This is a genomic window from Shewanella olleyana, from assembly GCF_023283825.1.
GTDB classification, from domain to species: Bacteria; Pseudomonadota; Gammaproteobacteria; order Enterobacterales; family Shewanellaceae; genus Shewanella; species Shewanella olleyana.
In genome coordinates this window covers 26,820-49,970 of record NZ_JAKILD010000015.1, presented here as the reverse complement: position 1 = coordinate 49,970, position 23,151 = coordinate 26,820, and the positions used below count along the sequence as shown (strand labels likewise).

The window sequence follows — 23,151 nt, the reverse complement described above, 5'->3', positions numbered from 1 at the left end:
TAAGGAAATGCAACACATGTCATTGATGATTTCAGGCTTTTACGCCAGCTTAACAGCGCTACTTGCCATTGGTTTATCAATTCGAGTCATAAAGCAACGTCGAACCAATAAAATTGGTATCGGGACTGGGGGAAATTCTGATTTAGCCCTCGCTAAACGAGTTCATGAAAATTTACTTGAAAATGCGCCCATGGTGCTGATTTTATTCATGCTGGCAGAGTTCAATGGTTTGTCGCCTGCAATATTGCATTGTTTTGGTACTATTTGGATTGTGGCGAGATTATTACATGCTATTGGCTTAACTGCGGGTAAAGGAGGAATTCATTTTGGCCGCAAATGGGGTGTGCTACTCACTTGGGTTGTGACTATTGGCTTAGCGATTGTAAATATTGGCTTTTTTATCGGCCTTTAACTTGAATGTTGCTCGAATTATTTAAAAGTCATTGTTTTTAATAAGGTTATACCAGCAAATAAAAAGCTCAAAAAACTTATTTTGCTGTTTTTTTAGTCACACTTAGTGTGGCGTAACTGCTATACTCCGCCTCCAGAAAAAAGTTGGGTGAGTTGGACTAAACTTGAAGTAGTCCAATTCACTAGAATGATGATGTTTATTGTAGGCAAATCCCATGCAAGTTGAATCTACGTTATTTAATTACCCAAGATACTGGGCTGAATGCTACGGCACAGCACCGTTTCTTCCTATGTCTCGAAAAGAGATGGATCAATTGGGCTGGGATAGCTGCGATATTATTATTGTCAGTGGCGATGCTTATGTGGACCATCCAAGCTTTGGCATGGCCGTTATTGGTCGCATGCTTGAAGCCCAGGGCTTTAGAGTCGGTATCATTTGTCAGCCAGATTGGTCGAATAAAAACGACTTTATGAAGCTAGGTCGCCCGAATTTATTTTTTGGTGTTACTGCGGGCAACATGGATTCGATGATCAACCGTTATACCGCAGATCGCCGTATTCGTAGCGACGATGCTTACACCCCAAATGATGAAGGTGGTAAACGCCCCGATCGCGCGGTGACTGTTTACACCCAGCGCTGTAAAGAAGCCTTCAAAGAGGTGCCAGTCGTCATTGGGGGGATTGAGGCAAGCTTACGCCGTATCGCTCATTATGATTATTGGTCTGATAAAGTGCGCCGTAGTGTCATTTTCGATGCAAAAGCCGATATCTTGATTTACGGTAATGCCGAGCGTCCGCTGGTGGAAGTGGCTCACCGTATCGCTAACGGTGAGAAAGTGGCAGATTTACACGACATTCGTGGTACTGCTGTAATTCGCCATGAACCTTTGCCGGGCTGGAAAGGCATGGATTCGCGTAAGCTCGATCAACTGCATAAAATTGACCCGATCCCAAATCCTTATGGTGCGGATGATGTAGGTTGTGAAAAGTTATCAGGGCCTACAGATAAAAAGATTTTTGATAACGATGCGCCTAAAGCCATTAGTGTGCAGCCAGCACGACCAAAGCCATGGGAAAAGACCTATGTATTATTGCCTGCTTATGAAAAAGTAGCCGATGATAAATTCTTATATGCTCATGCTTCACGTATTTTGCACCAAGAGCAAAACCCTGGTTGTGCCAGAGCGCTATTCCAAGCTCAAGGAAATCGTTCAGTATGGGTTAACCCGCCAGCATGGCCATTAAATACAGATGAAATGGATGCGGTATTCGATTTACCGTATCAACGTGTGCCGCACCCAAGTTACGGTAAAGCGGTTATTCCTGCTTATGACATGATTAAAACCTCGATTAACATTATGCGAGGGTGTTTTGGTGGTTGTTCGTTCTGCTCGATTACCGAACATGAAGGGCGAATTATTCAAAGCCGTTCGCAAGAGTCAATCATCAAAGAAATTAAAGATATTCAAGAGAAAGTCCCTGGCTTTACTGGGGTTATTTCGGATCTTGGTGGTCCAACAGCCAACATGTATCGTTTAGGCTGTACTAGCGTCAAAGCTGAAACCACTTGTCGTCGCTTATCTTGCGTGTACCCAAGTATCTGTGGCCATTTGGGGACTGACCATAAACACACGATTGATTTATATCGTGCCGCCCGTGATGTACCGGGTATTAAAAAGGTATTGATTGCTTCTGGTGTGCGTTATGACTTAGCCACAGAAGATCCGCGCTACGTTAAAGAATTAGCTAAACACCATGTAGGCGGCTATTTAAAAATTGCCCCAGAACATACCGAAGATGGCCCACTCAGTAAGATGATGAAGCCGGGTATGGGCAGTTATCATAAATTCAAAGAGTTATTTGATTTTTACTCCAAAGAAGCGGGTAAAAAACAGTACCTGATCCCGTATTTTATTTCGGCGCATCCTGGTACTACAGATGAAGACATGCTGAATTTGGCGCTCTGGTTAAAATCAGAGAAGTTTAAGCTAGACCAAGTGCAAAACTTCTATCCTTCGCCAATGGCGAATGCGACCACGATTTATCACACTGAACTTAACTCGTTGAAAAACGTAAAGCACACCAGTGAAGAAGTTACCGTACCTAAAAAGGGTCGTCAGCGCCGCTTACATAAAGCACTGCTGCGTTACCATGATCCTGCAGGTTGGCCATTAATCCGTGAAGCTTTAGTGGCTATGGGCAAAGAGCACTTAATTGGTAATGGTGTACAGCACATTGTGCCGCCAGAATCTCGCAATGAGCGTCAAGGCTACCGAGGTGGTAAAAGTGGTGGCAAAAATGACGGCAGCAAAAAAGCCTTCACTCGTTTCTCGGGTAACCAGTTCGATGATAGAAAATCATCGGGTAAGAAACCGACCACGGCCAACAAAGCTAAAGCCGCTGCTGAAGGTAATGGCGCTGGTAATACGGGTGGGAAAGGTAAACCTGCAGGTAATGGTACAGCGTCGAATAACAATGGTTCTGGTAAATCTAAAACAGGTTGGTCGCAAAAGAAAAAGCCATTTGGCGCTAAAAACTCAGGCAATTCAAATCATAAGCAAGGTAAGCATCCAGCTAAAGCAAAATAATAGCCACTTACTTTTAGTGTAAGCTGTATTTGAGTCGCTTAAATAAAAACCGCCTTTGAAGTAGGCTGATAAGATAGCGGGGATCTAAATTTTTTAGACCCGCTATTTTTTTGCTTTTTATTCAATTACTTACTCCTTTCCGATTGATAAGAAAAGTGTACGATGATGTGAAAATACCAATTTAAATCAGCACGTTACTCATCCAACTTAAAATTTTCATTATAAGTGTAGATAAGTTGTCTTACATACTTCAGCTAAATCAATATTGCTATTTCCTTTGGTGCTGTTGCTCGATACTCTTAGTGGAAGATCTGTGTTATCCACGTACCTCGGCGCGTTCTCTGCCAAATTCAGGTGTTGGTTCAGTTAAAAACAAACAACTACCCCTAAAAGAATTTTTACTGCAAAATATTGATTTCATTGGTTATCCGAGAATATGAGCGGATTGGACGAGCTATTAACTCATTACCAAAATTCGAGTTTGGTAGTTATCCTATTGATTTTATTCCGAATATTTACATCACCCTACGATAATCCAGCGGTTTAATGTTTTTAAGGCACTGAATATTAAAGAATAAAAAAAGGGATCTACCATTGGTAGATCCCCTGCAACTTATCAGCCTACCTTTGAAGGCGGTTTTTTTTCAGGTTAAATTAAACAATCACTGTTACTGTGGTTTGTTAGTAAGAGTTAATTGATCGATACCAAAAGGAATAATAATGAAAAAAATATTGGTCGCTGGTGTAATCAGCTGCATGGCGCCAGCCATTGCCATGGCACATGCCCCTCAAGAAAATCCACAACATCAATATTTTGATGCCATAGCAGCATATTGCGGCAAGGCATTTGCTGGTGAAGTCACAGCGGGTAATGAAGCTGACTCTGCATTCAGCAACAAAGCATTAGTTATGCATGTGCGTGAATGTAGCGATACTGAACTTAAAATTCCTTTTCACGTTGGTGATGACCATTCACGTACTTGGGTGATTACTAAAACAGAGACAGGCTTGCGTTTAAAGCATGATCATCGCCATGAAGACGGCACTGAAGATAAAGTGACTATGTACGGCGGCGATACCGCAGATATGGGCAGTGCGACTCAGCAGTCATTCCCAGTTGACCAAGAGTCGATAGATAACTTTAACGAAAATGGTTTAACGGCGTCAGTAACGAACGTATGGCACATGTATATTGAGCCAACGACATTCACATACCGTTTAACTCGGCAAAACCGTGATTTTAGAGTCGACTTTGACTTAACTAAACCTGTTGCGTTACCACCAACGCCTTGGGGTCACGAGTAAGTGTCGCTGAAAGCATACATTGACATAAGATAACCATAGTTAACTTTAAAAGTCCTGTTGTAAGTTACCAAAGCCTCTTCTCATTTTATGGGGAGAGGTTTTTTATTAATGCTCTATTTTGTTAAGTGTAAGCGGAAAACTATACTTAATATTTTCTGATTTAATGGGGTTACAGCGCTGTTAGCTCTGGGATAAGTGTATCTGTCACTATGTTAACGGTGCTGCTTGAGGCGTTGATGTCATAAATGTCCTCAATATGCCCTCAATCAACATGTTTTTGATATTTCGAGGGTTCATCCCATGCTAAACATAGAGAGGATTTGCTGGTTTAATTCATCAGAGATCGATGTTTGACTTTACTAATTTGTAGCTCAAAAGTGTCATCCCTGTTTGGGCTCTTTTTCTGAAATGACACAGAACTTTGAACACTACTAAATATAATACCTATTAAATGCTTTAATCCTGATATTTATCGAGTTTGTTATAGAGTGTTTTTATACTTATGCCTAAGTTCTGCGCTGTTTCCTTTTTATTACCTTCGTTTTCTTCGAGCGTATTTATGATGGCCGCTTTTTCTATCTTTTCTAGAGAGACTCCCGCAGGAATCATATCTTCAACACTGGTTCCTGTCTCTAATGGTGGAGTATCAAAAATTAAATGTTCATCTTTAATTGTTTCGTCTGCCAATATAAATGCACGTTCAATACAGTGTTTCAGTTCTCTTACATTACCAGGCCAGTTATGATCCGCGATTTTTTGTAAAGCAGAGGTTAAAATGGTTTTTGTTGAGGTTTCTGCGGCGTTTCGATGGGCAATAAAATGTTTAGCCAAACCGACAATATCACCTGAACGTTCTCGAAGGGGAGGAACATTTATCGGAAAGTGCGCTAGTCTAAAGTACAAGTCTTCTCTTAAAAACTGCTCTTCAATTGCCACTTGTGGATCACGGTTGGTCGCTGCAACAATTCGAGTATTAGCTATATTGAGCTTACTTCCACCAACGGACTTATATTCACCAGTTTCTAATACACGCAGTAGCTTAACTTGATGCTCAAGTGGCATTTCGGTTATTTCATCTAAAAACAGCGTTCCACCTTCTGCTTGGCTAAATACCCCTTGGTGCGCTCGGTTGGCACCAGTAAAGGCACCTTTCTCGTGGCCGAATAGTTCACTATCCACCAGTTCAGGGCTGATAGCCCCGCAGTTAACGGCAATAAAAGGTTGATTCTTTCTTTCACTAGCGAGGTGAATGGTTTGTGCCACAAGTTCTTTGCCTGCGCCACTTTCACCAACAATGAGTACATTGGCTTCAGTTTTAGCGACTTTTCTTATGGTTCTAAACAATTTATGCATGGGTCTTGATGAGCCTATCAGCATGCCAAATTGGTCTAGATCGCTGGTTGATACTTTACGACCTTGCTCCAGTTTTTGCTGGAATAACTGATTAAAGTCAGCCAAAGTATCTTCCAAAATCATCAAATCTACGGGTTGTCTGTAATGAAAGATAGCACCATTATTTATCATCATATCTAAATATTTATTCGGTGCTCCGGAGCTAATGATGATCAAGTCTAGGTCATCTAACTCTGTGGCATTAGATAAAGTATTAAAATCTTCGTTAGTAAACTTAGATACTTCTACTATAGCGCTATCAGGTTGGAGTTGCTGCAACTTGTCTATCCAATGGACATTGTTATCACTTTGAGAAACTTCAAAATTTGATAATTCATTGAGTGAGTTGATCTTAGACTTCAATAACTCATCTTTTAGCTCTATAAATAGTGTCGGTAACGACATGATTAAATCTCTTTATACGACATTAAATTAAAGCGAGGATAGCACGTTGCAACGTTGTTACCTATATCAAGCTGAACTCTAAGGTATCCCTTAACAGTTCGCTAAGCGACTCAAAGAAATCTTAAACCCAAGTTATTACGTCGGCTAATTATTCAGTTGACCCCAATAGAATTTATGGGAACAGGTATAACCATCTATATCTTCGCCTTAAACCAAATGAAATAATTTCTCAATATTGATGAGGATATGTCGATAGGTATTTCTTAAATTATTAATATATGAATATTTTAATTTAATGGGTTAAATATAAATAAGTGATAATTTTTACAAAACTCGAGTGTAATTAATACATTGTTTTTTATCCTGTGGTTAATTAATTATAATCATTTTAAATTAAACCTATATAAAACAGCGCCTTGTATTTTTTGGCATGATGGTTGTATATGTATTGATGTATTTTTAAAAAGAGGATAAAAAATGAAAAACATGACAAGTAAAATATTATTATCTATTTTTATCGCTACTTCTTCATCTGCGGCAGTTGCAGACAGTATGTGGGAAAAAGAAACCCTCGATGCATGGTTGGATGGTAAAGCCGAGACAACTTTATTATTAAATTCAAATTTAAACTCCTTCGATATTAATACCTATGTGAAAGGGCAAGTTGTTACATTAACCGGTTCTGTTGAGAATAAAACAGAGAAAGCACTAGCTGAAGAATTAGTGTTAAGTTTAGATAATGTAAAATCTGTAGAGAACAAGCTAACTATAATTGGGACAGAGAATGACCAAGACCCAGAATTAGTACAGGTATTAACTGACACTAAAATAACAACGATTGTAAAAACACGCCTATTAATGAGTGAAGGTGTTAGTGGTAGCGATATTGAAATTGAAACACAAGATAATATTGTGTTATTGACAGGTTCTGTTGGCTCAATTAGTGAGCATGACTTAGCATTGTCGATTGCCAAAAATACTTCTGATGTTGATAAAGTGATTGATGAACTAACTGTGATTAATTAGTTTTAAATTTATATAAATTCAATTTTAAATAAGTGGGTGGATAATGATTCGCTGGGCATTAATATTTTTTGTTATTGCTATTGTCGCTGGTCTATTTGGTTTTGGCGGTATTGCTGGAGCTGCTACTACAGTCGCTAAAATAATATTTTATTTATTTGTTATCTCATTTATTGTCTCAATATTGATGATGTTTATAAATAAAAATAAACACTAGGAGTTTATATGAAATTAAGAAAAATAACTTATCGTTTTTTAAGTATTGTCGGCGTCGCATTAGCGTTAACTGCTTGTAGTGACGATGGACCAATGGAGCAGGCGGGAGAAAAAATTGATGAAGCTGCTGAGGATACTCGAAACGCAATAGAAGATAGCTGTGAAAAAGTAAAAGAGGAGTTAGGCGCTGAAGATGAAGATTGTTAAACCGGTTATGTAGAGTGCAATGAGATGCTTGAATCCTGATTAAAAATAAAACTATTGAATAGGAATTAGACATGAAAAATATATTTGACGTACTCAAAGATAGCCACGAAAAACAACGTATTTTATTGGATGCCTTGCTCCAAACCTCTGGCGATACCCAAGCAAGGCAAGAATTCTATGCTTCACTCAAAGATGAATTGACTAAGCATGCAAGGGCTGAAGAACGCCACTTTTATGCACCACTTATTGAGAGTGATCAAGCAATTGACATGAGTAGGCACGGAATTGCCGAGCACCATGATATTGATAAAGTTTTAGAACAACTTGACTGCACTGATATGTCCTCAGCTGCTTGGCTTAAGTTAATGAAGACACTGAAACATAAAGTGATTCATCACTTAGAAGAGGAAGAACAGCGATTTTTTCAGAGTGCAGGACGAGTTTTAGATACTGAGCAAAAACAAACATTGGCTAGACAATATGAAAAAGAAATGGCCTAACTTTATCGCTAAACACTAATCTCGCTAAATCGGATGAACTAAGGGCTCATACATTGAGCCCTTTTTAATGAATTGATGGGATAAGGAAGGCCGCATTATGTTTATTGTTAAATATTACATATTAATCGCAATGGCTTGTTTTATTGCTTCTATTGTTGTTTCAAATTTCTACATCAGTGTTTTTTTTGCGTGGTGCTTCTTGTCATTTTTCATCGTTAGTGGGGCATACATTTTCGATATGCCTTCAATATTTAGAAAAAATCGCGACGGTAAAATAGTTTGGTGGATCCGCTGGGCGTTTATTCCATTTCTACTAGGTGCTCGTGCATATAATGCTTGGGCGATTAAGAGGGACAAAGTAGAGCCAATACAAAAAGTTGGCCATCACTTATTTGTATCTCGCCGCTTGTTTCCTGCAGATTTATCTTACCTAGAGTCTAAAGATATAAACTGCATTGTTGATGTCACGGCCGAATTCTCTGGTTTGGAAAGTGCAATGTTAGACGAGTCATTTCACTATCTAAATACTCCTGTTCTTGATCATAAAGCGCCCAAACTGCATAAAATTAAGCATGCAATTAATTGGATTGATACTCAAATTAACCAGTCGAGATCCGTAGTAGTTCACTGCGCATTAGGCCGTGGTCGTTCGGTATTCGTTGTTGCTGCATACCTGTTAGCCAAAGATTCTTCTTTATCGGTTGAGCAGGTTTTGAAAAACATTAACGATGTGCGAAGTACCGCAAGGTTAAACACTCAGCAGCTGAAAACCTTATATGCGATTAGTGAAAATGGCTTGCTGACTGTGGAAGATAAATGCTGCCTTATCGTCAATCCTGTTGCTGGAGGCGGGAAGTGGAAATTAAACCAACAACAAGTAATTCGTGAGCTCACTCGTAAATATAGCTTAGTGATATTAACTACTAGCAAAGAGGTCTCGGCACAAGCTTTAGCAAAGCAAGCCTGCGCCCAAAATTATGCTCAGGTTATTGTTTCTGGTGGAGACGGAACGGTAAGTGAAGTTGCGAATGAAATAATGGAAACGAACACTGTATTGGGCGTTATGCCTTTAGGGACTGCAAATGCATTGTGTCACGTACTCTATGGTGTTGAGACTAAGGTGTCACCAGTTGAAAAAGCCTGTGAGGCTATTCTTTCAGGCAATACTAAGAAAATTGATTTGGCATTTTGTAACGGTCAACCAATGCTATTGATCTTGGGGATTGGTTTTGAAGAACAGATGATTGATTACGCTCAGCGAGAGCAAAAAAATGACAGGGGCCAGGTTGCCTATTTAGCCGGTTTTTTCAATGCCGTTGTCGCGGGAAAGCATCAGCAGTTTAAGGTAACAATAGATGGTAAAAAGCCACGAGAAATGACCCTAGAAAGCTTAGTCGTCGCGAATGCTTCTCCTTTTAGTACTTTACTTGCTCAAGGAGGGGCAATGCCACAACCAGATGACGGCCAATTGCATGTCACTTATTTAGAGAACACGGAGTCACTGGCGAAAAGATTTCTGGCTGTTTCTGATGTCATGCTTTCAGGCTTGGGAGTAAAAGAACAATCAAGTCATTTCAATTACGAGTCAGCTCAGAATGTTGAAATTGAATCTAATTCTCCTATCGAATATGTCATTGACGGAGAAAACTATTCAACTGATTCACTCGACATTAGCATCAAAAAGAAAGCGCTTACCGTTTGTGTCCCATAATTGCCAAATGTCTATAATTAAAGAATAAAGGGAAAAATCATGGAAACAAGTCTCTCTTTTAGTCTGCAAAAGTTTTGGAATTTGATTGAAGGGAAATTAGAGGATTGGCTAGTAGAAGCCATTAAACTCATTCCTAACCTGATTGTTGCTTTCATAACGCTTCTGGTATTTATTTTTATTGCCAATATTGGTGGCAAAATTTTCAAGAATTTAAGTAATAAAGTTGTAGATTCTCAAGAAGTTATCAATTTATTAGCATCGATAATTAAAGTAACTATCACCACCATCGGTTTTTTTGTGGCGTTAGACTTTGTGGGTTTACAAGGGACTGTTACCTCCTTGCTTGCTGGTGCGGGTATTCTTGGTCTCGCTATTGGTTTTGCGTTTCAAGATATGACTGAGAATTTGATTTCAGGCATCACCATGAGTGTTCGTAAGCCATTTAAAATTGGAGATATTATTAGTTCCAATGATGTGATGGGAAGAATTGTAAAGATCAATTTACGTAATACATTGGTTGAAACGTTTTCTGGTCAGCATGTCATGATCCCAAATAAGATGGTTTTTCGCAGTATTTTAACTAACTACAGTAGAAAAGGGTTGAGACGAATAGAAATCCCCGTGGGTATTTCTTACGGTGATTGTCCGAAAACCGCTGCCCAAGTGATTACAGATGCGATTAACCAAAAACCTTATGTTGCTAATACCGAAAAAACGGCAGTTCATGCATCAAGCTTTGCTGACAGCAGTGTTAACTTACTCGTATGGTTTTGGATAGATTACCCTGGTCATTTTGACTATATGGATGTGAAAAATGACGGGATAATAACGATTAAAGAGACGTTAGCTGATGCTGGAATTATGATCCCATTCCCCATCAGAACGCTTGATTTTGATGCAAAAGGCGGTAAACATTTATCTAGTGTATTGGCTGAGCAGCATCAAGACTCTTAAAGAGCTGTAAGATGTTATATTGTTTTCACTAAAAAAAGCGTTAAGACGATAAGTCTTAACGCTTTTTTTGTGCTTACTCCGTTCATACACAGGGAGCAAATAAATGAAGCATAGAGCCTAGTATTCTTTAAGGTTATTTTAGCAGTGAATTTACTCTATTTAGTCTTTAAATGTTTTTCCATTTCATCATTTTCAAGCTGTAAGGCGGCAACCCAGTAGGAAAGAAAAGATGCCATATGGCAATTGTTAAACTGCCTAATAGTACTTTTTAGAAAGGCTATTAACTTTACGTTGCTATGGTACATTTCATGGTAATTACTGATCGTAGCTAGCGGCTGGGCAACGTTTAAGTGGTTTTGAATCGGCTCTTCAATATTAAACTTTCGATTGACTTCATTAATCATAGAATGCTCAATTTTTACAAAGCGCTTAGCGGCTCTTGATATGTTTTCATGGTCTTTTTTATTAATTAAATATAAACAGGCAAGGTAATGCTTTTTCAGGCTAGATATGAGTTTATCAACACCTTTGTATTGTATGGTCTCAACTGAGTTATTTTTTATCAATAACATCTTATAACTCCTAAATGTCGTTAGTATTATTTATTTTGATATTTTATATTCACAAAGTGAATGCAATTTCCTTTGAGTGTTCGTGTTATTAACTTACTGATCTATTTTTAGGGATGACGTTTTTAGTTATTCCCACTTATTTTCTGTAATGAGACTTTCTGTAATGAGATTTTCTGTGTTGAGATAAAGTCCTCTTTCTATCGTTTTTATTTTAACCATTGTTATCTATTAATAATTTGTTTTAATTGATGAAGCATTATTTATGCCATTAAATTATGCTGGTGATAGTTGCTTAGACTCAGTTGTTTTGTAAAAAATACATTAATGAATACTTTATTGTGAAATTGTTACACCAGAATTCCATGCTATGGGATTTATTTAGATTGGGATATGAGGTGTTAGAGGTGTTTTTAACACTTGGCATGAACTTGGCTTATATTAATTCAGCTAATTAAATTAGCTGAATTAATCCATTAAAACCTACTTGTAGTTATTAATTACAACGGGTATTAATTAAGAAGGAGAGTAACCATGCCAAGGTCAAATACTAAAACTGAAGAAGCTAAAAGCCAAATTGAAGATACACAGGAAAAAGCAGAACAAGTTGTTGAGAGTATAAAAGAGGTAGTGCATGAAACATTAGAGACGGGTTCTGAAAAGGTTAAAGATAGCACTGAAAAAGCTGAAAATATTATTAAAGAACGACCATTGTTGAGTGTTGGTTGCGCATTTCTTGCTGGGTGGGCCATTTCGAAGCTAATTAAATAGCCTTGCCTTATAACATTGCCGAGAGAGTAAAGTCATGAAGAGAGAGCAACAAAGTGGTAGTTCAACATTCGCTGATACTAAACTGAACAAGGAAGTGATGAATGATCTTAGGCTCTCTGCTTCTGAACTAAACAGCTTATGGAAAGGGTGGCTTCAACTACAAGCTCATACCCAAGGGTGGTCTAAGGCTACTTTGGAGCTGTTTTTGTTAGAGTTTTCGAATAGTGTCGCTGCTTTTAAAAAGCTAATAGTCTGTCAGCTCTTGTTGGTTATGTTGTTACCGATGTTTCTGTTCAGTTTAGCGGTCGGTGCTGGAGTGGTTAATTATTATTTTACTTTGAATCTAGTTGCGGGTTTCGGCACATTTATACTGACTTTCGCAATTATTATGTTGGGTCTGCTAGTTCAACAAAAATACATTATGCAATTTGTAGGTTTTCATCATACCAAGCAACAATTGAAGGAAGGTTTAGATGTTTGCACTCAACAAACGAAAAAAGCAAATTCAAATGAAGAGGCTAGAAGGCAAAAGGCGAGCTCGTGAAGCGTCACTTTGTTTAGGCTTAGTCTGTTACAAGGGAAATGATTTTGTAGAAAACCGACCACTTCATGTATTAGGAATTTCGGTGCTTGGCTTTATGATCCTTAGCCATGTATCACGAATAAATACTCCAATGACTCGCTTTAGGCATGTTTCACTTTTAATAAATTTATTCAAAAAATTACAACATACTTACGACTCTTAATACATACGCGAGTAAATTTAAACGCTCAAAGTCATATAGCGTTATTGAGTAAGCTCATAAGAAAATATGCCTAATCTGATTGTCACCGATTAGGCATATTTAATTTTTAATTCTACTTATTACTTCGCATCAAAGCTAAATGCTTGTCCTGCAACCGCGGCTTCGTACATCAGTCCACCTTTTGCTGCGGTAAAAATCGCCATGCCATTCATGTAAGCTGCTTTTGCAGCTGTGCGGTTACCCGCATTTCCCGCTGCTGCAGAATTACCTGTTGAGCCGACTTGTGCGTTTGCTCCAACTGTAATGGCCACTGCAGAAGCTTGTGCACTAAACTCAAAGGTGCCGCTAGTAAAGTCATCATAAGCTGCTTTATTTTCGAAGAAAATTAGTTCGCTATAAGCTTGTCCACCAAGCTGAAACCCAATTGAAAGTTGTGACAGTTTTGAGTCTCCGGTGTGTACGCCGCCTTTAAACACGCGACCTGAACCATATGCAGCACCAATACCGATACCGCCTTTACCCACTGTTGGGTAAATAGCATAACCGTAAGCATTTTGGAAAAAACTTTGTACTTCAGGGGCTTTTTTAAAGTCTTCTAGGGTTTTAGCATATTTGTCTGCATGCGCAGAGCTTGAAAAAGACAGTCCCAATAAGACGAAGGCGATGGACAGTAATGATAATATGTTTCTCATAATAACTCCTGCAGATAGATAAATAAGTCAGTGTGGTTTTTATCTTGGTTCAGTTTGCTGTTTAAGTGTAACCATTGGCAGCATAACAAAGCCTATGATGGTAGCACAAAACTAAATCGCCTAGTGACAGCAACGGTTCAGCATTTGTCATTTCATAAGCACGTGTCATTAGGCAAGTGTCATTAGGGATTGGAAATTGTCATTGATAATTCGAGATTTGTCATAACCCAAATTGCTAAGCAATTATTTAAGTCAGTAGGTGTCTTTATTTTTAGTCTTGAATGCCAAGTACATAATAGTCGAACCACTTTTATCCCATTCCATTTTGGCTTTAAGATGTTGATAGTGATTTCGACCTGCGCTTCCCCTAGAAAGACAATCAATTCGGCTGGTACGTTTAAGTTATGCCTCAAGGCGCGATATAACCTTGAGCATGACCAACTGTTACTGTCGAACTTGCTATAGAGCACTTTACCCTTACTCCATTATCAATGGAGTCGCTTTTCTGTGGCGTTCTCTTCATTAAGGATGGATTGTAAGTAATTTAATTCTTCTGAGTTAAGCAGTTGAGCACTGGCTTTTTGTGGTTTATCACTGATGTTGGTTTTAACATTTCCACGTAAGTATGCAGCGCGGGTTATTTGATGCAAACCGTATAACGCAAAACCATAGACAGTGAGTAGTAAGGACAATCTGGCAATGGTATGGGCTAACTCTGACACCGTGTCCCCAAAGTAAAATGGCACTAGTACCATAACTAAACGCAGTGCCCAGTTTAATAAAATACCGCTAGTAAGAACTAACAACCAACGGAATCGAATGTCTTTTAAGCTTTGTTGGTTTGTCAGTTTAAAACGCTTTTTATGTTTTTTTAAGGTTTTGATAATCAGCACAGAGTACAAAAGACTTTGTGCGATGAGAAAACCTGGCGCAATCAAGGCTAACTTATTGATGTGGCTCAACTCACTCACAGTGTTAACTGATTGGTGAGAAGCATCTGGGTCAAGGCCGATATTAAATGATATGGCGATCACAATGGCGATCATGGAGATCAGTGTCGGCAATAAATGCTTAATGATATTGAGATCAGAAACTTTAATTTTCAGGCTAGATTTGCAGTATGAATACAGCAGAGGCATGAGCAAAAAGTAAAAAGGCACCATCAAGGTCAAGATAAAGTGAATTTGAATTGGAGCGTTTTCTCGGGTGATTGCACCAGTGGCAAAAAATAAAGCAATGAGGATGAAAAGTGAGCCTAGAAGGCGACTACTCTGAGTGGTTTCCGAGTCGTTATTAGCGTAGATATAACGCACATATAACCCTACCCCTAAGCAATGAATGCCGCCGAGTAAAGATAGCCAGATATAGGCTTGAGAGAAAAACAATCCGAGTTCGATTAGGTACCCCTTATTTAAGCTAAGTGATAATACCTGTAAGCGACCCTTTCAACCAGTATCCTAAGAATTTTTTTGCTTTCTGATATGACGATTAGAAACTCCCTCAGGTGGTTTGCCTGGTGCGGGTTTTCTCTCGGCGAGTAAATGTTTAATCGACATGATGGGATGAGGTATCAACATTCGAGGGCCAGAGTAGAGCATGATCTCTCTCACTCTCTGTTTCATATGCGGTTTATAGCAATGAACAGGGCATTTGTTACATGTGGGTTTATCTTGACCGTAAGGGCAACGGTCCAGCCTCGTTTCTGCATATTGCAGTAACTCAGTGCATTCTGTACATAAGGTTTGGTTATGTTCTGGTTGATGGTGAGCGCGGCAATAAATTTTTGCCATAGCAGTCATCGTATTCAGTTCAAACAATAATTGGCCAGAAAGAAGCGGGGTGGATGACATAGATAAATACCTTAGTAATTTACTCGGGTATGGTGAGTGTAACGAGCAACATAATAGGAGTTCAATTTAGGTCATAATAAGCTTGAGCTAAAGCACAAAAATGTAAAAACTTGAATTTATCCCCAGTTATCACGTTTAAAGGCACAAAAGAGGGATAAACACTTGATTTATTACCGCACAATAGCTTATTAATACCTATATAGCTGCTTAAAAATGCAGCGTAAAAATTATTCCTCTTGAATACGCTTTGACCTTTTTTCAAAAGCTATTTTAAATTCATAATTAATGACACGGACATGGTGTTATCAATGAAAATTATTGTAATTGTTTTATTAGTCTTGCTTGGTGTTTATTTATATCGCCGTACCCAAAATGTTGCCCAGCAAGAGTTAGAAAAACCTGACTCGGATCAGGAAGCAAAAGAGTCAGATAGTAATCATGAAAGTGGCGATGATAATGTCATTGAAAGTGAAGCTGAGATTGTCGTAGAAAACGAGAAAGCAGAAGAAGAGAAAGTAGAAGATACAGTCGTTGAAGCTGAAAAAGTCGATGCAGAGCCAGAGCCAGCAGTCGCTGAAGACGTCATTGTTGACAAGGCACCAGAGAAAGTAGCAGAAGCAGTCTCTGAACCTGAAGTGACCAAAGAGCCTGACGTTGAGTTAGAAAAAGAGCCTGAAGTCGTTGAAGAAACTGCGGCAGCCGATAATAGCCAAAACATCCCTTTACCTATTACGGGTTTATGGGCGGGTGAAGTGTTTGCTGATTTGGTGGCTAAATACGACTCGCAAGCTGATGCAACCACTCAACATCAAAGCTTATTGAATATCATCGGACACAGTTACAAATTACGTAAGCAAGCTGAATATTGTCAATATGGCGCTCAATTGACCGAGATTTATTTATCGGTATATGAGCAGTATCAGCAAGATAATAAGGTTGTGGCTGATGAAAAAGGCCCAGGCTTCATGCAGCTTTCAACTATGCTTAACGACACTAAACAATTTGATCAAGCGATATCGCTATGTCAGAAAGCATTGGCTTATCAACTGAGTGATGGAACTGTTACTGGATTCGAAGGTCGAATTAAACGTATTGAAAAAGCGAAGTCTAAAGCAGGTGATTAAGTTATAACTCATCTAGCCTACGCGTTAGAGCTTGAGTGAGTAAATTCATATATTCACCATAGATTGAAATAAAGCGGACTCAGGTTCGCTTTTTTATTGTGATTTATATAGACAAACCAGACTATGTTGCCATTATAGGGCGCGTTTAAATGAGCCAAGGTGATCCTTACCCTAATGGTGAACGTTTAAATGTAAGTCGACAGTGTATGTAAAGAAATGACAGTGTATTTAAAGAAATGACAGTGTATTTAAAGAAATAACAAGAGGTTTTTATGAATTCCAATGTACTGATTAAAGTAGTTTTTCTATTGGGCTTGGTCAGTTTGACAGGGTGCTTGCGCACACCTGAATGGACTCTTTTTTACTATGCTGATGAAGCTAAAAAGCCTCAAAACCCAATTAGTGCAGATTATATCGCGGGTTACTACGACACCCTTGAACAATGCCAGTTAAAAGGGGATGGAATGTTACGCTTGAGCGGAAAAAGTACTGTTGAAATCGGTAATAAAGCCCTTGAAAACGCTACCGCCATTCCTGTCGCGATTAACAAAGGATATCAATGTGAGCAGCTATGTGAAGTGAATGACGACAATGTCATCATCTGCCAATAGGCTGTCCTAGGGAAGATTTAATGCAGTTTAAACAAGATTTTTTTGAACAACTTGAAGGGTTTTATTCGCAGGTTTACCCTTTGCCAATCAGTAATCCACATTGGCTTGCATGGAGTGATGATGCTGCAAAACTCATAGGGCTTTCAGCGCCTAATGATGAGCTGCTAATGCAGTTGTCGGCCAACCATGCTGTGCCTGGAGCGAGTTATTACGCCCAGGTTTATAGTGGTCATCAGTTTGGTGGCTATTCACCTCGATTAGGTGATGGTCGTTCAATTATTCTTGGAGAAGCCGTTAGTAAAAGCCATCAAGCGTGGGATGTAGCATTAAAAGGTGCTGGTCCAACGCCATACTCCCGTCACGGGGATGGCCGCGCTGTTATGCGCTCGGCGGTTAGAGAGTTTTTAGCTTCAGAGGCTTTAGCTGCATTATCGGTTCCTACAACCCGAGCACTCGCGGTAATTGGCTCTGATTTACCCGTATGGCGCGAATCTCAAGAAACGGCAGCGATTACTGTTCGGTTAGCCAAAAGTCATATTCGCTTTGGCCACTTTGAGTATTTTTGTCATAGCCATGAAGGCAGTAAAGATAAGCTTATTCTACTGCTCAATTTTACTATTGCCCAGCATTACCCTCACTTAACTCAAGATGCTCAAGGCTATAAAGCCTGGTTCACTCAAGTAGTTAAAGACACTGCTGTGCTTATTGGTCATTGGCAAGCTGTGGGTTTTGCTCATGGGGTGCTCAATACCGATAACATGTCGATTTTAGGTGACAGTTTCGATTTTGGGCCTTTTGCTTTTTTAGATACCTTTAAAGAAGACTTTATCTGTAATCATTCTGATCCTGAAGGGCGATATGCTTTTGGCCAGCAACCTGGTATTGGACTGTGGAACTTGCAGCGATTAGCTCAAGCGCTGGCACCTGTGATTGAGTCTGATGATTTAGTGGCAGCGTTAAATACTTATCAAGCAGAGTTAGTGCAGCAATATTTGTTGTTGATGCGCGCCAAAATGGGGGTGCCGCTAACTGAGAGCGCAGCTCAACAAGCTGAACAAGATAAGCAGGATTTAGATTTAATTGGTCGTTTTTGCGCTGTAATGCAAAAGAACATGTTGGATTACACCAATACTTTCCGCGCCTTTGGTCAGCTAGATATGAGCAGTGGTAAAGCGAGCTTATCAGATGAAATTATCGACCGGCCTACTTTCGATACTTGGTTTACAGATTACCAACAACGAGTGGACAAGGTTGAAGATATCGAGCAATGGCAAGCAGCGAGAAACAGCGTTAACCCCAAATATATATTACGAAATTACTTAGCCCAAGAAGCGATTGTCGCTGCAGAAGAGGGCGATAATAGTAAACTGGTTGAATTGCATCAATTGCTGAGAAACCCTTATGCTGAGCAAGCAGATAAAGCCCATTATGCAGAACGCCCACCTCAATGGGGACAGGGGCTCATTATGTCTTGTAGCAGCTAGCGTTCACTCGATTAGATTGTAAGGAATTTTATGAACTCAGGTTCATTAGAGAAAAGCATGCCAAATACAATAAGCATCAAGGAAGCAAGGTTAGATAGCGAAGCCTTAAGTATTTTGATTGTTGCTGACATAGATTTTGAACGTTTTGAAGAATTTGCAGAGCCTTTAGTCAGAGCATTAGATTGTGAAGTGCGTGAGCGTCAATGGGGCGCAGATCGTCATCAATGGTTACTGAACTTCGAAGGAAGCCCGTTGTGGCTTAATTATGAGTTTTATGGCGATATTTGCTGGATAGCGACAGAAACTAAAGCGGATATTGAAGTATTAGCTTATTTGGTGAAATTAATTCGGCCATTGTTAACGGCAAAGGGATCTTATGAGTAATCGTATAGAAGATAATGATGCTGAAGGTGTAAAAACGCCAAGTGAAGATGATGCCTCTTTTCATTATCAAGCATTAACGCCAGACTTAATTCTCGATGCGATTGAAAGCCTCGGGGTTTATCCAGAAACAGGCTTGCTAGCACTCAATAGTTATGAAAACCGCGTATACCAATTTAGATGTGATCGCGGTAATCGCTATGTAGTGAAGTTCTATCGCCCCCATCGCTGGAGTGAAGCGCAGATCCAAGAAGAGCATGACTATGCGCTTGCACTGGCGGCTGAAGATATTCCTATTGCGGTGCCATCTATCATTAACGGTAAAACCTTGCATCATTATCAAGGCTATAAATTCACTTTGTTCCCTTCTATTGGCGGTCGCGCATTTGAAGTGGATAATTTAGATCAGCTTGAATCAGTGGGTCGGTTTGTTGGCCGCATTCATCAATATGCGAGCAAGCAACCATTTCAATACCGAGAGCCTCTATCCACTCAAATACTTGGCGACGATGCGTTAGCTTTTTTACACCAATCAGGACAAGTTGCAGACGGTATTAGTAATCAGTTTTTTACCGTTGCCGAGCAAGTTTTAGATAAAGCGAAAAGTATCATCTCTGAGCACACGTTTCCTACGATTCGTCTGCATGGCGATTTGCACGCAAGTAATATCTTATGGACGCCAAATGGCCCAGGTTTTGTTGATTTAGATGATGCTCGCCAAGGTCCTGCAGTACAAGATATTTGGATGATGCTCACCGGAGATAGGCAACAGCGACTTTTACAGCTAGATGTTTTACTTGAAGGCTATCAAGAATTTTATGACTTTGATCAGCGCGAACTTAAGCTAGTAGAGCCTTTGCGAGCTTTAAGAATGCTGCACTACAATGCTTGGTTAAGTAAAAGATGGCAAGATCCTGCATTTCCAATGAACTTTCCATGGTTTGGTGATATCAAATACTGGGAACAACAGACTTTAGCCTTTAAAGAACAACTTGCAGCGCTTGATGAAGCACCATTGAGTTTGATGGGCTATTAACTGGCTTTAAGATTACGTAGCTTGTTACAAATGATCTTGATAAGTTCTTGAGATACGAAGATAACCTAAATTATGATAGCGTTTAGGGTATGACTCATTTAGCTATGTGTATTAACCCACTTAATTGATGGCATATACAGATGGCAAGTTTAAATATATTTTAAGATTGCACACTAAAGGAAGCAAAATGAAAAAAGCACTATTAATGGCAGCAGCACTACTACTAGCCCCAATGGCTGCAACTGCTGCAGATTATAAAGAAGGTGTGCATTACACCGTGATTAACGAAGGGCCAGCGACATCTAAGCCTGAAATCACTGAGTTTTTCTCTTTCTTTTGTGGTCACTGTTATAACTTTTCGAAAACGGTTGTACCAAAAATTGAGAAAACCTTGCCAGAAGGCGTAACGTTCAACCAAGCTCACGTTGAGTTTATTGGCCGTGAAATGGGCACAGAAATGTCTCGCGCTTTTGCTATTGCGCATCAGCTAAATGTCGAAAAGAAAATTGAACACGCGATCTTCACTGCTATCCATGACTCTAAGCAACGTTTCACCAGCCAAAATGACATTCGCATGTTGTTTATTGCCAATGGTGTTGACGGTAAAGACTTCGACGCAGCTGCAAACTCATTTATGGTGAATGCGCAAATGTCTAAAATGAAGCGTGATACTGAAAACGCTAAACTATCTGGTGTTCCAGCATTAGTCGTTAATGGTAAATACCGTGTTGAGACAGGTTCAATCAAGTCTTACGATGAATTACTCGATATTGCTTACTACTTAACGACTGTAGATAAGTAGTCTACTTATTGGCGCTTTAAGCGCCGAGAGCTAAATTTTGAGCGCCAAAAATTGAATAATGTAAAAGGAGCCTATATTGGCTCCTTTTTTGTGGCCTTAGCATTATATTTTTTGTGTAAATCACCGAAAAAAGCCAAAAAAAAACCGTAGGTTTTAAAATTTAACATTTTAAAACGATACGGTGACGAGCCAACTGGCTCTTTATTTACCCTGAGTAACGTGGTTACTTTACCAGCGCGTCAAAAAAATGGCAAGTGTCATTTTTATGGTGTTTTGAAATGTGCGCAATTTCGCAGAAATTTACATCAATAATGTTTAATTTAATGAAACTCTTTAGGGCTTTTATATGTCAAAACTGAGTCAACAATATAACAACACGCTTAGGAGTTTTTATGAGACGCTTCCCTGTTTATGCACCAAAGCTAATTGTAAAACACGCTAGAATTTTTGTGACTGGGGTTATTTGGGTTAAAGATTTAGGTTGTATTGAATTTAACCGAGGGCGTTTTTTAGTGCCGAAAAAAAGCCTGCCAAAAGTTAAGCAGGCTGTTTCAGAACTTAATGAGCTACTTGCTGCTCAGCATCTTGAAGCAAGTGCCGTTTAGCTTTCGCTGTTAAGCAATCCAACAAGACCATTTACTTTGTCATTCCACGAGTTTAGGTCTTGTTGCAGTTGTTGATTAGACTCAGTCAACTGAGCATTCTTTTGCTTCTCTTCTTCAAGCTCCATTTTTAGTAGCTCAGCATTTTCAAGAGTAGCCTGGATTTTGGCTTCCAGTTGGGACAATAATTCAAGGCTCATATCGGGAGTCCTAATAGTTTCTGGATGGAATGCTGATTCTAGCAGTGACTGGGGTTTAAGGAATAGACAAATCTGTTAAGTGGTTAAAAAAAGTACCACTTTTACTACTATTTTCTAAGCTTTAGCTCCCATTAGGTTTATTTCCTCTGTTTTGAGTGAAATTACAAAAGTCATTTGCTTATTTGAGTTCATTTTCTAGTGAAACATTTTTAAGTTTCCCCTATTTTTCAGGCGTCGCTGTTACGGTATATATTCATGGGCACTGTAATCGACGGTTAAATTTAGTTCACATTGCCCATTTGCTTGACATTGCAACTGATGATTCATAGTCTGCAATCTCTGTTTTCAAGGTGGTATCAAATGGACATCAAATATAATTTAAAATCGTCACGCCGTACTGAGCAATTTCAACCTGAAGGTAATGTTGGCTTTGGTAATCTCAGAACTGATCATATGTTTTTAATGGATTATCGAGATGGCCAATGGTGCGATCCTCGCATCGAACCTTATGCTCCTTTTGAAATTGCACCAGGTGCGATTTCTCTGCATTACGGGCAATCAATCTTTGAAGGTGCAAAAGCCTTTATGCATGATGATGGTGAAATTTATACATTTAGATTAAACAAGAATGCTGAACGGTTAAATACGTCTGCAGACATCCTGTGTATTCCTAACCTTGCTGAAGAGAAGCAACTGGAAGCGATTAACGCATTGATTGATGTCGATCGTTTATGGTTCCCAATGCAAGATGGTGCATGTTTGTATATTCGCCCGTTTATTTTTGCAACTGAAGACCGTTTATCAGTTAGCCCAAGCTTGAATTTCACCTTTTGCGTTATCTTGAGCCCAAGTGGCGCTTACTATGCTGATGGCGTGAGCAAAGCGATTCGATTACTTATCAGTAAAAAGTTCCATCGTGCGGTATCGGGTGGCACTGGTGCATCAAAAGCTGCAGGTAACTATGCTGCTTCTTTACGTGCTGGCCAAGCCGCTGCTGAATACGGCGCTGCGCAAGTGCTTTACCTTGATGCTAATAACCAGCAAATTGAAGAAGTGGGTGCGATGAACCATTTCCATGTGCTTAAAGATGGCACTGTGGTGATCCCAACGTTCACTGACACTATTTTGAAATCAATTACATCGCAATCAATGCTAGAACTAGGGCATATATTGGGCTGCGAAGTGCGCCAAGAAACAATCATGCTTGATAAGTTTATTGCTGATATTGAGGCGGGTGAAATTGTTGAGGCGGGTGGTTTTGGTACTGCTGCGGTTGTATCACCAGTAGGTTCATATATTTTTGAAGACGGGCGCATTGTGACAGTTGGTGATGGAGAAGTTGGCCCAAGTATCAAGCGTATTTATCAAATCTTCACCGAGCTACAAAATGGCCACCTTGAAGGCCCAGAAGGTTGGGTTAAACGCGTTGAGCGTGTTGCGCCATAGTGAAATAAAAAATGAGTTAAATAGTTAAATAGATAAATAGATAAATAGATAAATAGAAAGGCGACAACTCTTAAGAGCTGTCGCCTTTTTTAATCTAATAATTTAACTACTGAGGAGCTGAATCA

25 protein-coding genes are annotated in these 23,151 nt (G+C 39.4%); 19 read left to right on the top strand and 6 right to left on the bottom strand.

Annotation, left to right across the window (positions count from 1 at the left end):
- Nucleotides 1–16 precede the first annotated feature (16 nt).
- From L2735_RS12035 to L2735_RS12025, 3 genes are all read left to right on the top strand, one after another.
- The gene (locus L2735_RS12035; RefSeq protein ID WP_248984943.1) at nucleotides 17–412 is read left to right on the top strand and encodes an MAPEG family protein; all 396 of its coding nucleotides are present in this window, start codon (nucleotides 17–19) and stop codon (nucleotides 410–412) included.
- 214 nt (nucleotides 413–626) lie between these two features.
- A complete protein-coding gene (locus tag L2735_RS12030) occupies nucleotides 627–2,999 on the top strand; it encodes a YgiQ family radical SAM protein (RefSeq protein ID WP_248984942.1) in 2,373 nt (790 codons plus the stop codon).
- A 756-nt stretch (nucleotides 3,000–3,755) separates the two neighbouring features.
- Nucleotides 3,756–4,304, top strand: a complete 549-nt coding sequence (locus L2735_RS12025) for a hypothetical protein (RefSeq protein ID WP_248985000.1) — start codon at nucleotides 3,756–3,758, stop codon at nucleotides 4,302–4,304.
- Nucleotides 4,305–4,760: 456 nt separating this feature from the next.
- Here the strand turns inward: L2735_RS12025 and L2735_RS12020 are convergent, their stop codons facing one another.
- Nucleotides 4,761–6,101, bottom strand: a complete 1,341-nt coding sequence (locus L2735_RS12020; protein ID WP_248984941.1) for a sigma-54 interaction domain-containing protein — start codon at nucleotides 6,099–6,101, stop codon at nucleotides 4,761–4,763.
- A 477-nt stretch (nucleotides 6,102–6,578) separates the two neighbouring features.
- On the opposite strand from L2735_RS12020, the gene L2735_RS12015 reads away from it, so the two are divergent.
- The 6 genes from L2735_RS12015 (at nucleotide 6,579) to L2735_RS11990 (ending at nucleotide 10,712) form a co-directional block, all read left to right on the top strand.
- Nucleotides 6,579–7,127 carry a BON domain-containing protein gene (locus tag L2735_RS12015; RefSeq protein ID WP_248984940.1) on the top strand — a complete coding sequence of 183 codons (549 nt, stop codon included), beginning with the start codon at nucleotides 6,579–6,581 and terminating at the stop codon, nucleotides 7,125–7,127.
- Between the two features lie 43 nt (nucleotides 7,128–7,170).
- Nucleotides 7,171–7,341 carry a DUF1328 domain-containing protein gene (locus tag L2735_RS12010; protein ID WP_248984939.1) on the top strand — a complete coding sequence of 57 codons (171 nt, stop codon included), beginning with the start codon at nucleotides 7,171–7,173 and terminating at the stop codon, nucleotides 7,339–7,341.
- An 8-nt stretch (nucleotides 7,342–7,349) separates the two neighbouring features.
- Entirely contained in the window at nucleotides 7,350–7,547 is a 198-nt protein-coding gene (locus tag L2735_RS12005) for a hypothetical protein (protein ID WP_248984938.1), read from the top strand.
- Nucleotides 7,548–7,618: 71 nt separating this feature from the next.
- The gene (locus L2735_RS12000; protein WP_248984937.1) at nucleotides 7,619–8,047 is read left to right on the top strand and encodes a hemerythrin domain-containing protein; all 429 of its coding nucleotides are present in this window, start codon (nucleotides 7,619–7,621) and stop codon (nucleotides 8,045–8,047) included.
- Nucleotides 8,048–8,144: 97 nt separating this feature from the next.
- Nucleotides 8,145–9,758, top strand: a complete 1,614-nt coding sequence (locus L2735_RS11995) for a diacylglycerol kinase family protein (RefSeq protein WP_248984936.1) — start codon at nucleotides 8,145–8,147, stop codon at nucleotides 9,756–9,758.
- A gap of 39 nt (nucleotides 9,759–9,797) precedes the next feature.
- Complete coding sequence (locus L2735_RS11990) at nucleotides 9,798–10,712, top strand: mechanosensitive ion channel family protein (protein WP_248984935.1); 915 nt, start codon at nucleotides 9,798–9,800, stop codon at nucleotides 10,710–10,712.
- 155 nt (nucleotides 10,713–10,867) lie between these two features.
- On the opposite strand, the gene L2735_RS11985 is transcribed toward L2735_RS11990, so the two are convergent.
- A complete protein-coding gene (locus L2735_RS11985; protein ID WP_248984934.1) occupies nucleotides 10,868–11,284 on the bottom strand; it encodes a hypothetical protein in 417 nt (138 codons plus the stop codon).
- A gap of 531 nt (nucleotides 11,285–11,815) precedes the next feature.
- On the opposite strand from L2735_RS11985, the gene L2735_RS11980 reads away from it, so the two are divergent.
- Both L2735_RS11980 and L2735_RS11975 read left to right on the top strand, forming a co-directional pair.
- Entirely contained in the window at nucleotides 11,816–12,052 is a 237-nt protein-coding gene (locus L2735_RS11980) for a hypothetical protein (RefSeq protein WP_248984933.1), read from the top strand.
- A 34-nt stretch (nucleotides 12,053–12,086) separates the two neighbouring features.
- Entirely contained in the window at nucleotides 12,087–12,596 is a 510-nt protein-coding gene (locus L2735_RS11975; protein WP_248984932.1) for a hypothetical protein, read from the top strand.
- Nucleotides 12,597–12,917: 321 nt separating this feature from the next.
- On the opposite strand, the gene L2735_RS11970 is transcribed toward L2735_RS11975, so the two are convergent.
- The 3 genes from L2735_RS11970 to L2735_RS11960 form a co-directional block, all read right to left on the bottom strand.
- Entirely contained in the window at nucleotides 12,918–13,490 is a 573-nt protein-coding gene (locus L2735_RS11970; protein WP_248984931.1) for a YSC84-related protein, read from the bottom strand.
- A 488-nt stretch (nucleotides 13,491–13,978) separates the two neighbouring features.
- The gene (locus tag L2735_RS11965; protein WP_248984930.1) at nucleotides 13,979–14,875 is read right to left on the bottom strand and encodes a hypothetical protein; all 897 of its coding nucleotides are present in this window, start codon (nucleotides 14,873–14,875) and stop codon (nucleotides 13,979–13,981) included.
- Between the two features lie 72 nt (nucleotides 14,876–14,947).
- Nucleotides 14,948–15,340 carry a nitrous oxide-stimulated promoter family protein gene (locus L2735_RS11960; RefSeq protein ID WP_248984929.1) on the bottom strand — a complete coding sequence of 131 codons (393 nt, stop codon included), beginning with the start codon at nucleotides 15,338–15,340 and terminating at the stop codon, nucleotides 14,948–14,950.
- A gap of 308 nt (nucleotides 15,341–15,648) precedes the next feature.
- Here L2735_RS11960 and L2735_RS11955 point away from each other — a divergent pair, with 308 nt between their 5' ends.
- The 7 genes from L2735_RS11955 to L2735_RS11925 all read left to right on the top strand — a co-directional run bounded on the left by L2735_RS11955 (nucleotide 15,649) and on the right by L2735_RS11925 (nucleotide 21,383).
- Entirely contained in the window at nucleotides 15,649–16,464 is an 816-nt protein-coding gene (locus L2735_RS11955; RefSeq protein ID WP_248984928.1) for a hypothetical protein, read from the top strand.
- 272 nt (nucleotides 16,465–16,736) lie between these two features.
- A complete protein-coding gene (locus L2735_RS11950; protein WP_248984927.1) occupies nucleotides 16,737–17,075 on the top strand; it encodes a hypothetical protein in 339 nt (112 codons plus the stop codon).
- Nucleotides 17,076–17,095: 20 nt separating this feature from the next.
- Complete coding sequence (locus tag L2735_RS11945; protein WP_248984926.1) at nucleotides 17,096–18,559, top strand: protein adenylyltransferase SelO; 1,464 nt, start codon at nucleotides 17,096–17,098, stop codon at nucleotides 18,557–18,559.
- A 30-nt stretch (nucleotides 18,560–18,589) separates the two neighbouring features.
- Nucleotides 18,590–18,943, top strand: coding sequence for a DUF3630 family protein (locus L2735_RS11940; protein ID WP_248984925.1), 354 nt, complete (start codon nucleotides 18,590–18,592; stop codon nucleotides 18,941–18,943).
- Nucleotides 18,936–19,976, top strand: a complete 1,041-nt coding sequence (locus tag L2735_RS11935) for a serine/threonine protein kinase (RefSeq protein ID WP_248984924.1) — start codon at nucleotides 18,936–18,938, stop codon at nucleotides 19,974–19,976. The genes L2735_RS11940 and L2735_RS11935 overlap by 8 nt, the downstream gene beginning before the upstream one ends.
- Before the next feature lie 187 nt (nucleotides 19,977–20,163).
- On the top strand, nucleotides 20,164–20,778 hold the full coding sequence (locus L2735_RS11930; protein WP_248984923.1) for a thiol:disulfide interchange protein DsbA/DsbL: 615 nt from the start codon (nucleotides 20,164–20,166) through the stop codon (nucleotides 20,776–20,778).
- A gap of 392 nt (nucleotides 20,779–21,170) precedes the next feature.
- Nucleotides 21,171–21,383, top strand: coding sequence for a DUF1107 family protein (locus tag L2735_RS11925; protein WP_153916356.1), 213 nt, complete (start codon nucleotides 21,171–21,173; stop codon nucleotides 21,381–21,383).
- Here the strand turns inward: L2735_RS11925 and zapB are convergent.
- Nucleotides 21,380–21,580, bottom strand: coding sequence for a cell division protein ZapB (gene zapB / locus L2735_RS11920; protein WP_144211472.1), 201 nt, complete (start codon nucleotides 21,578–21,580; stop codon nucleotides 21,380–21,382). The two genes, L2735_RS11925 and zapB, sit on opposite strands and share 4 nt — an antisense overlap.
- A gap of 360 nt (nucleotides 21,581–21,940) precedes the next feature.
- On the opposite strand from zapB, the gene L2735_RS11915 reads away from it, so the two are divergent.
- Nucleotides 21,941–23,026: a branched-chain amino acid aminotransferase gene (locus L2735_RS11915; protein WP_248984922.1), complete on the top strand. Its 1,086-nt coding sequence runs from the start codon at nucleotides 21,941–21,943 to the stop codon at nucleotides 23,024–23,026.
- Nucleotides 23,027–23,151 lie beyond the last annotated feature (125 nt).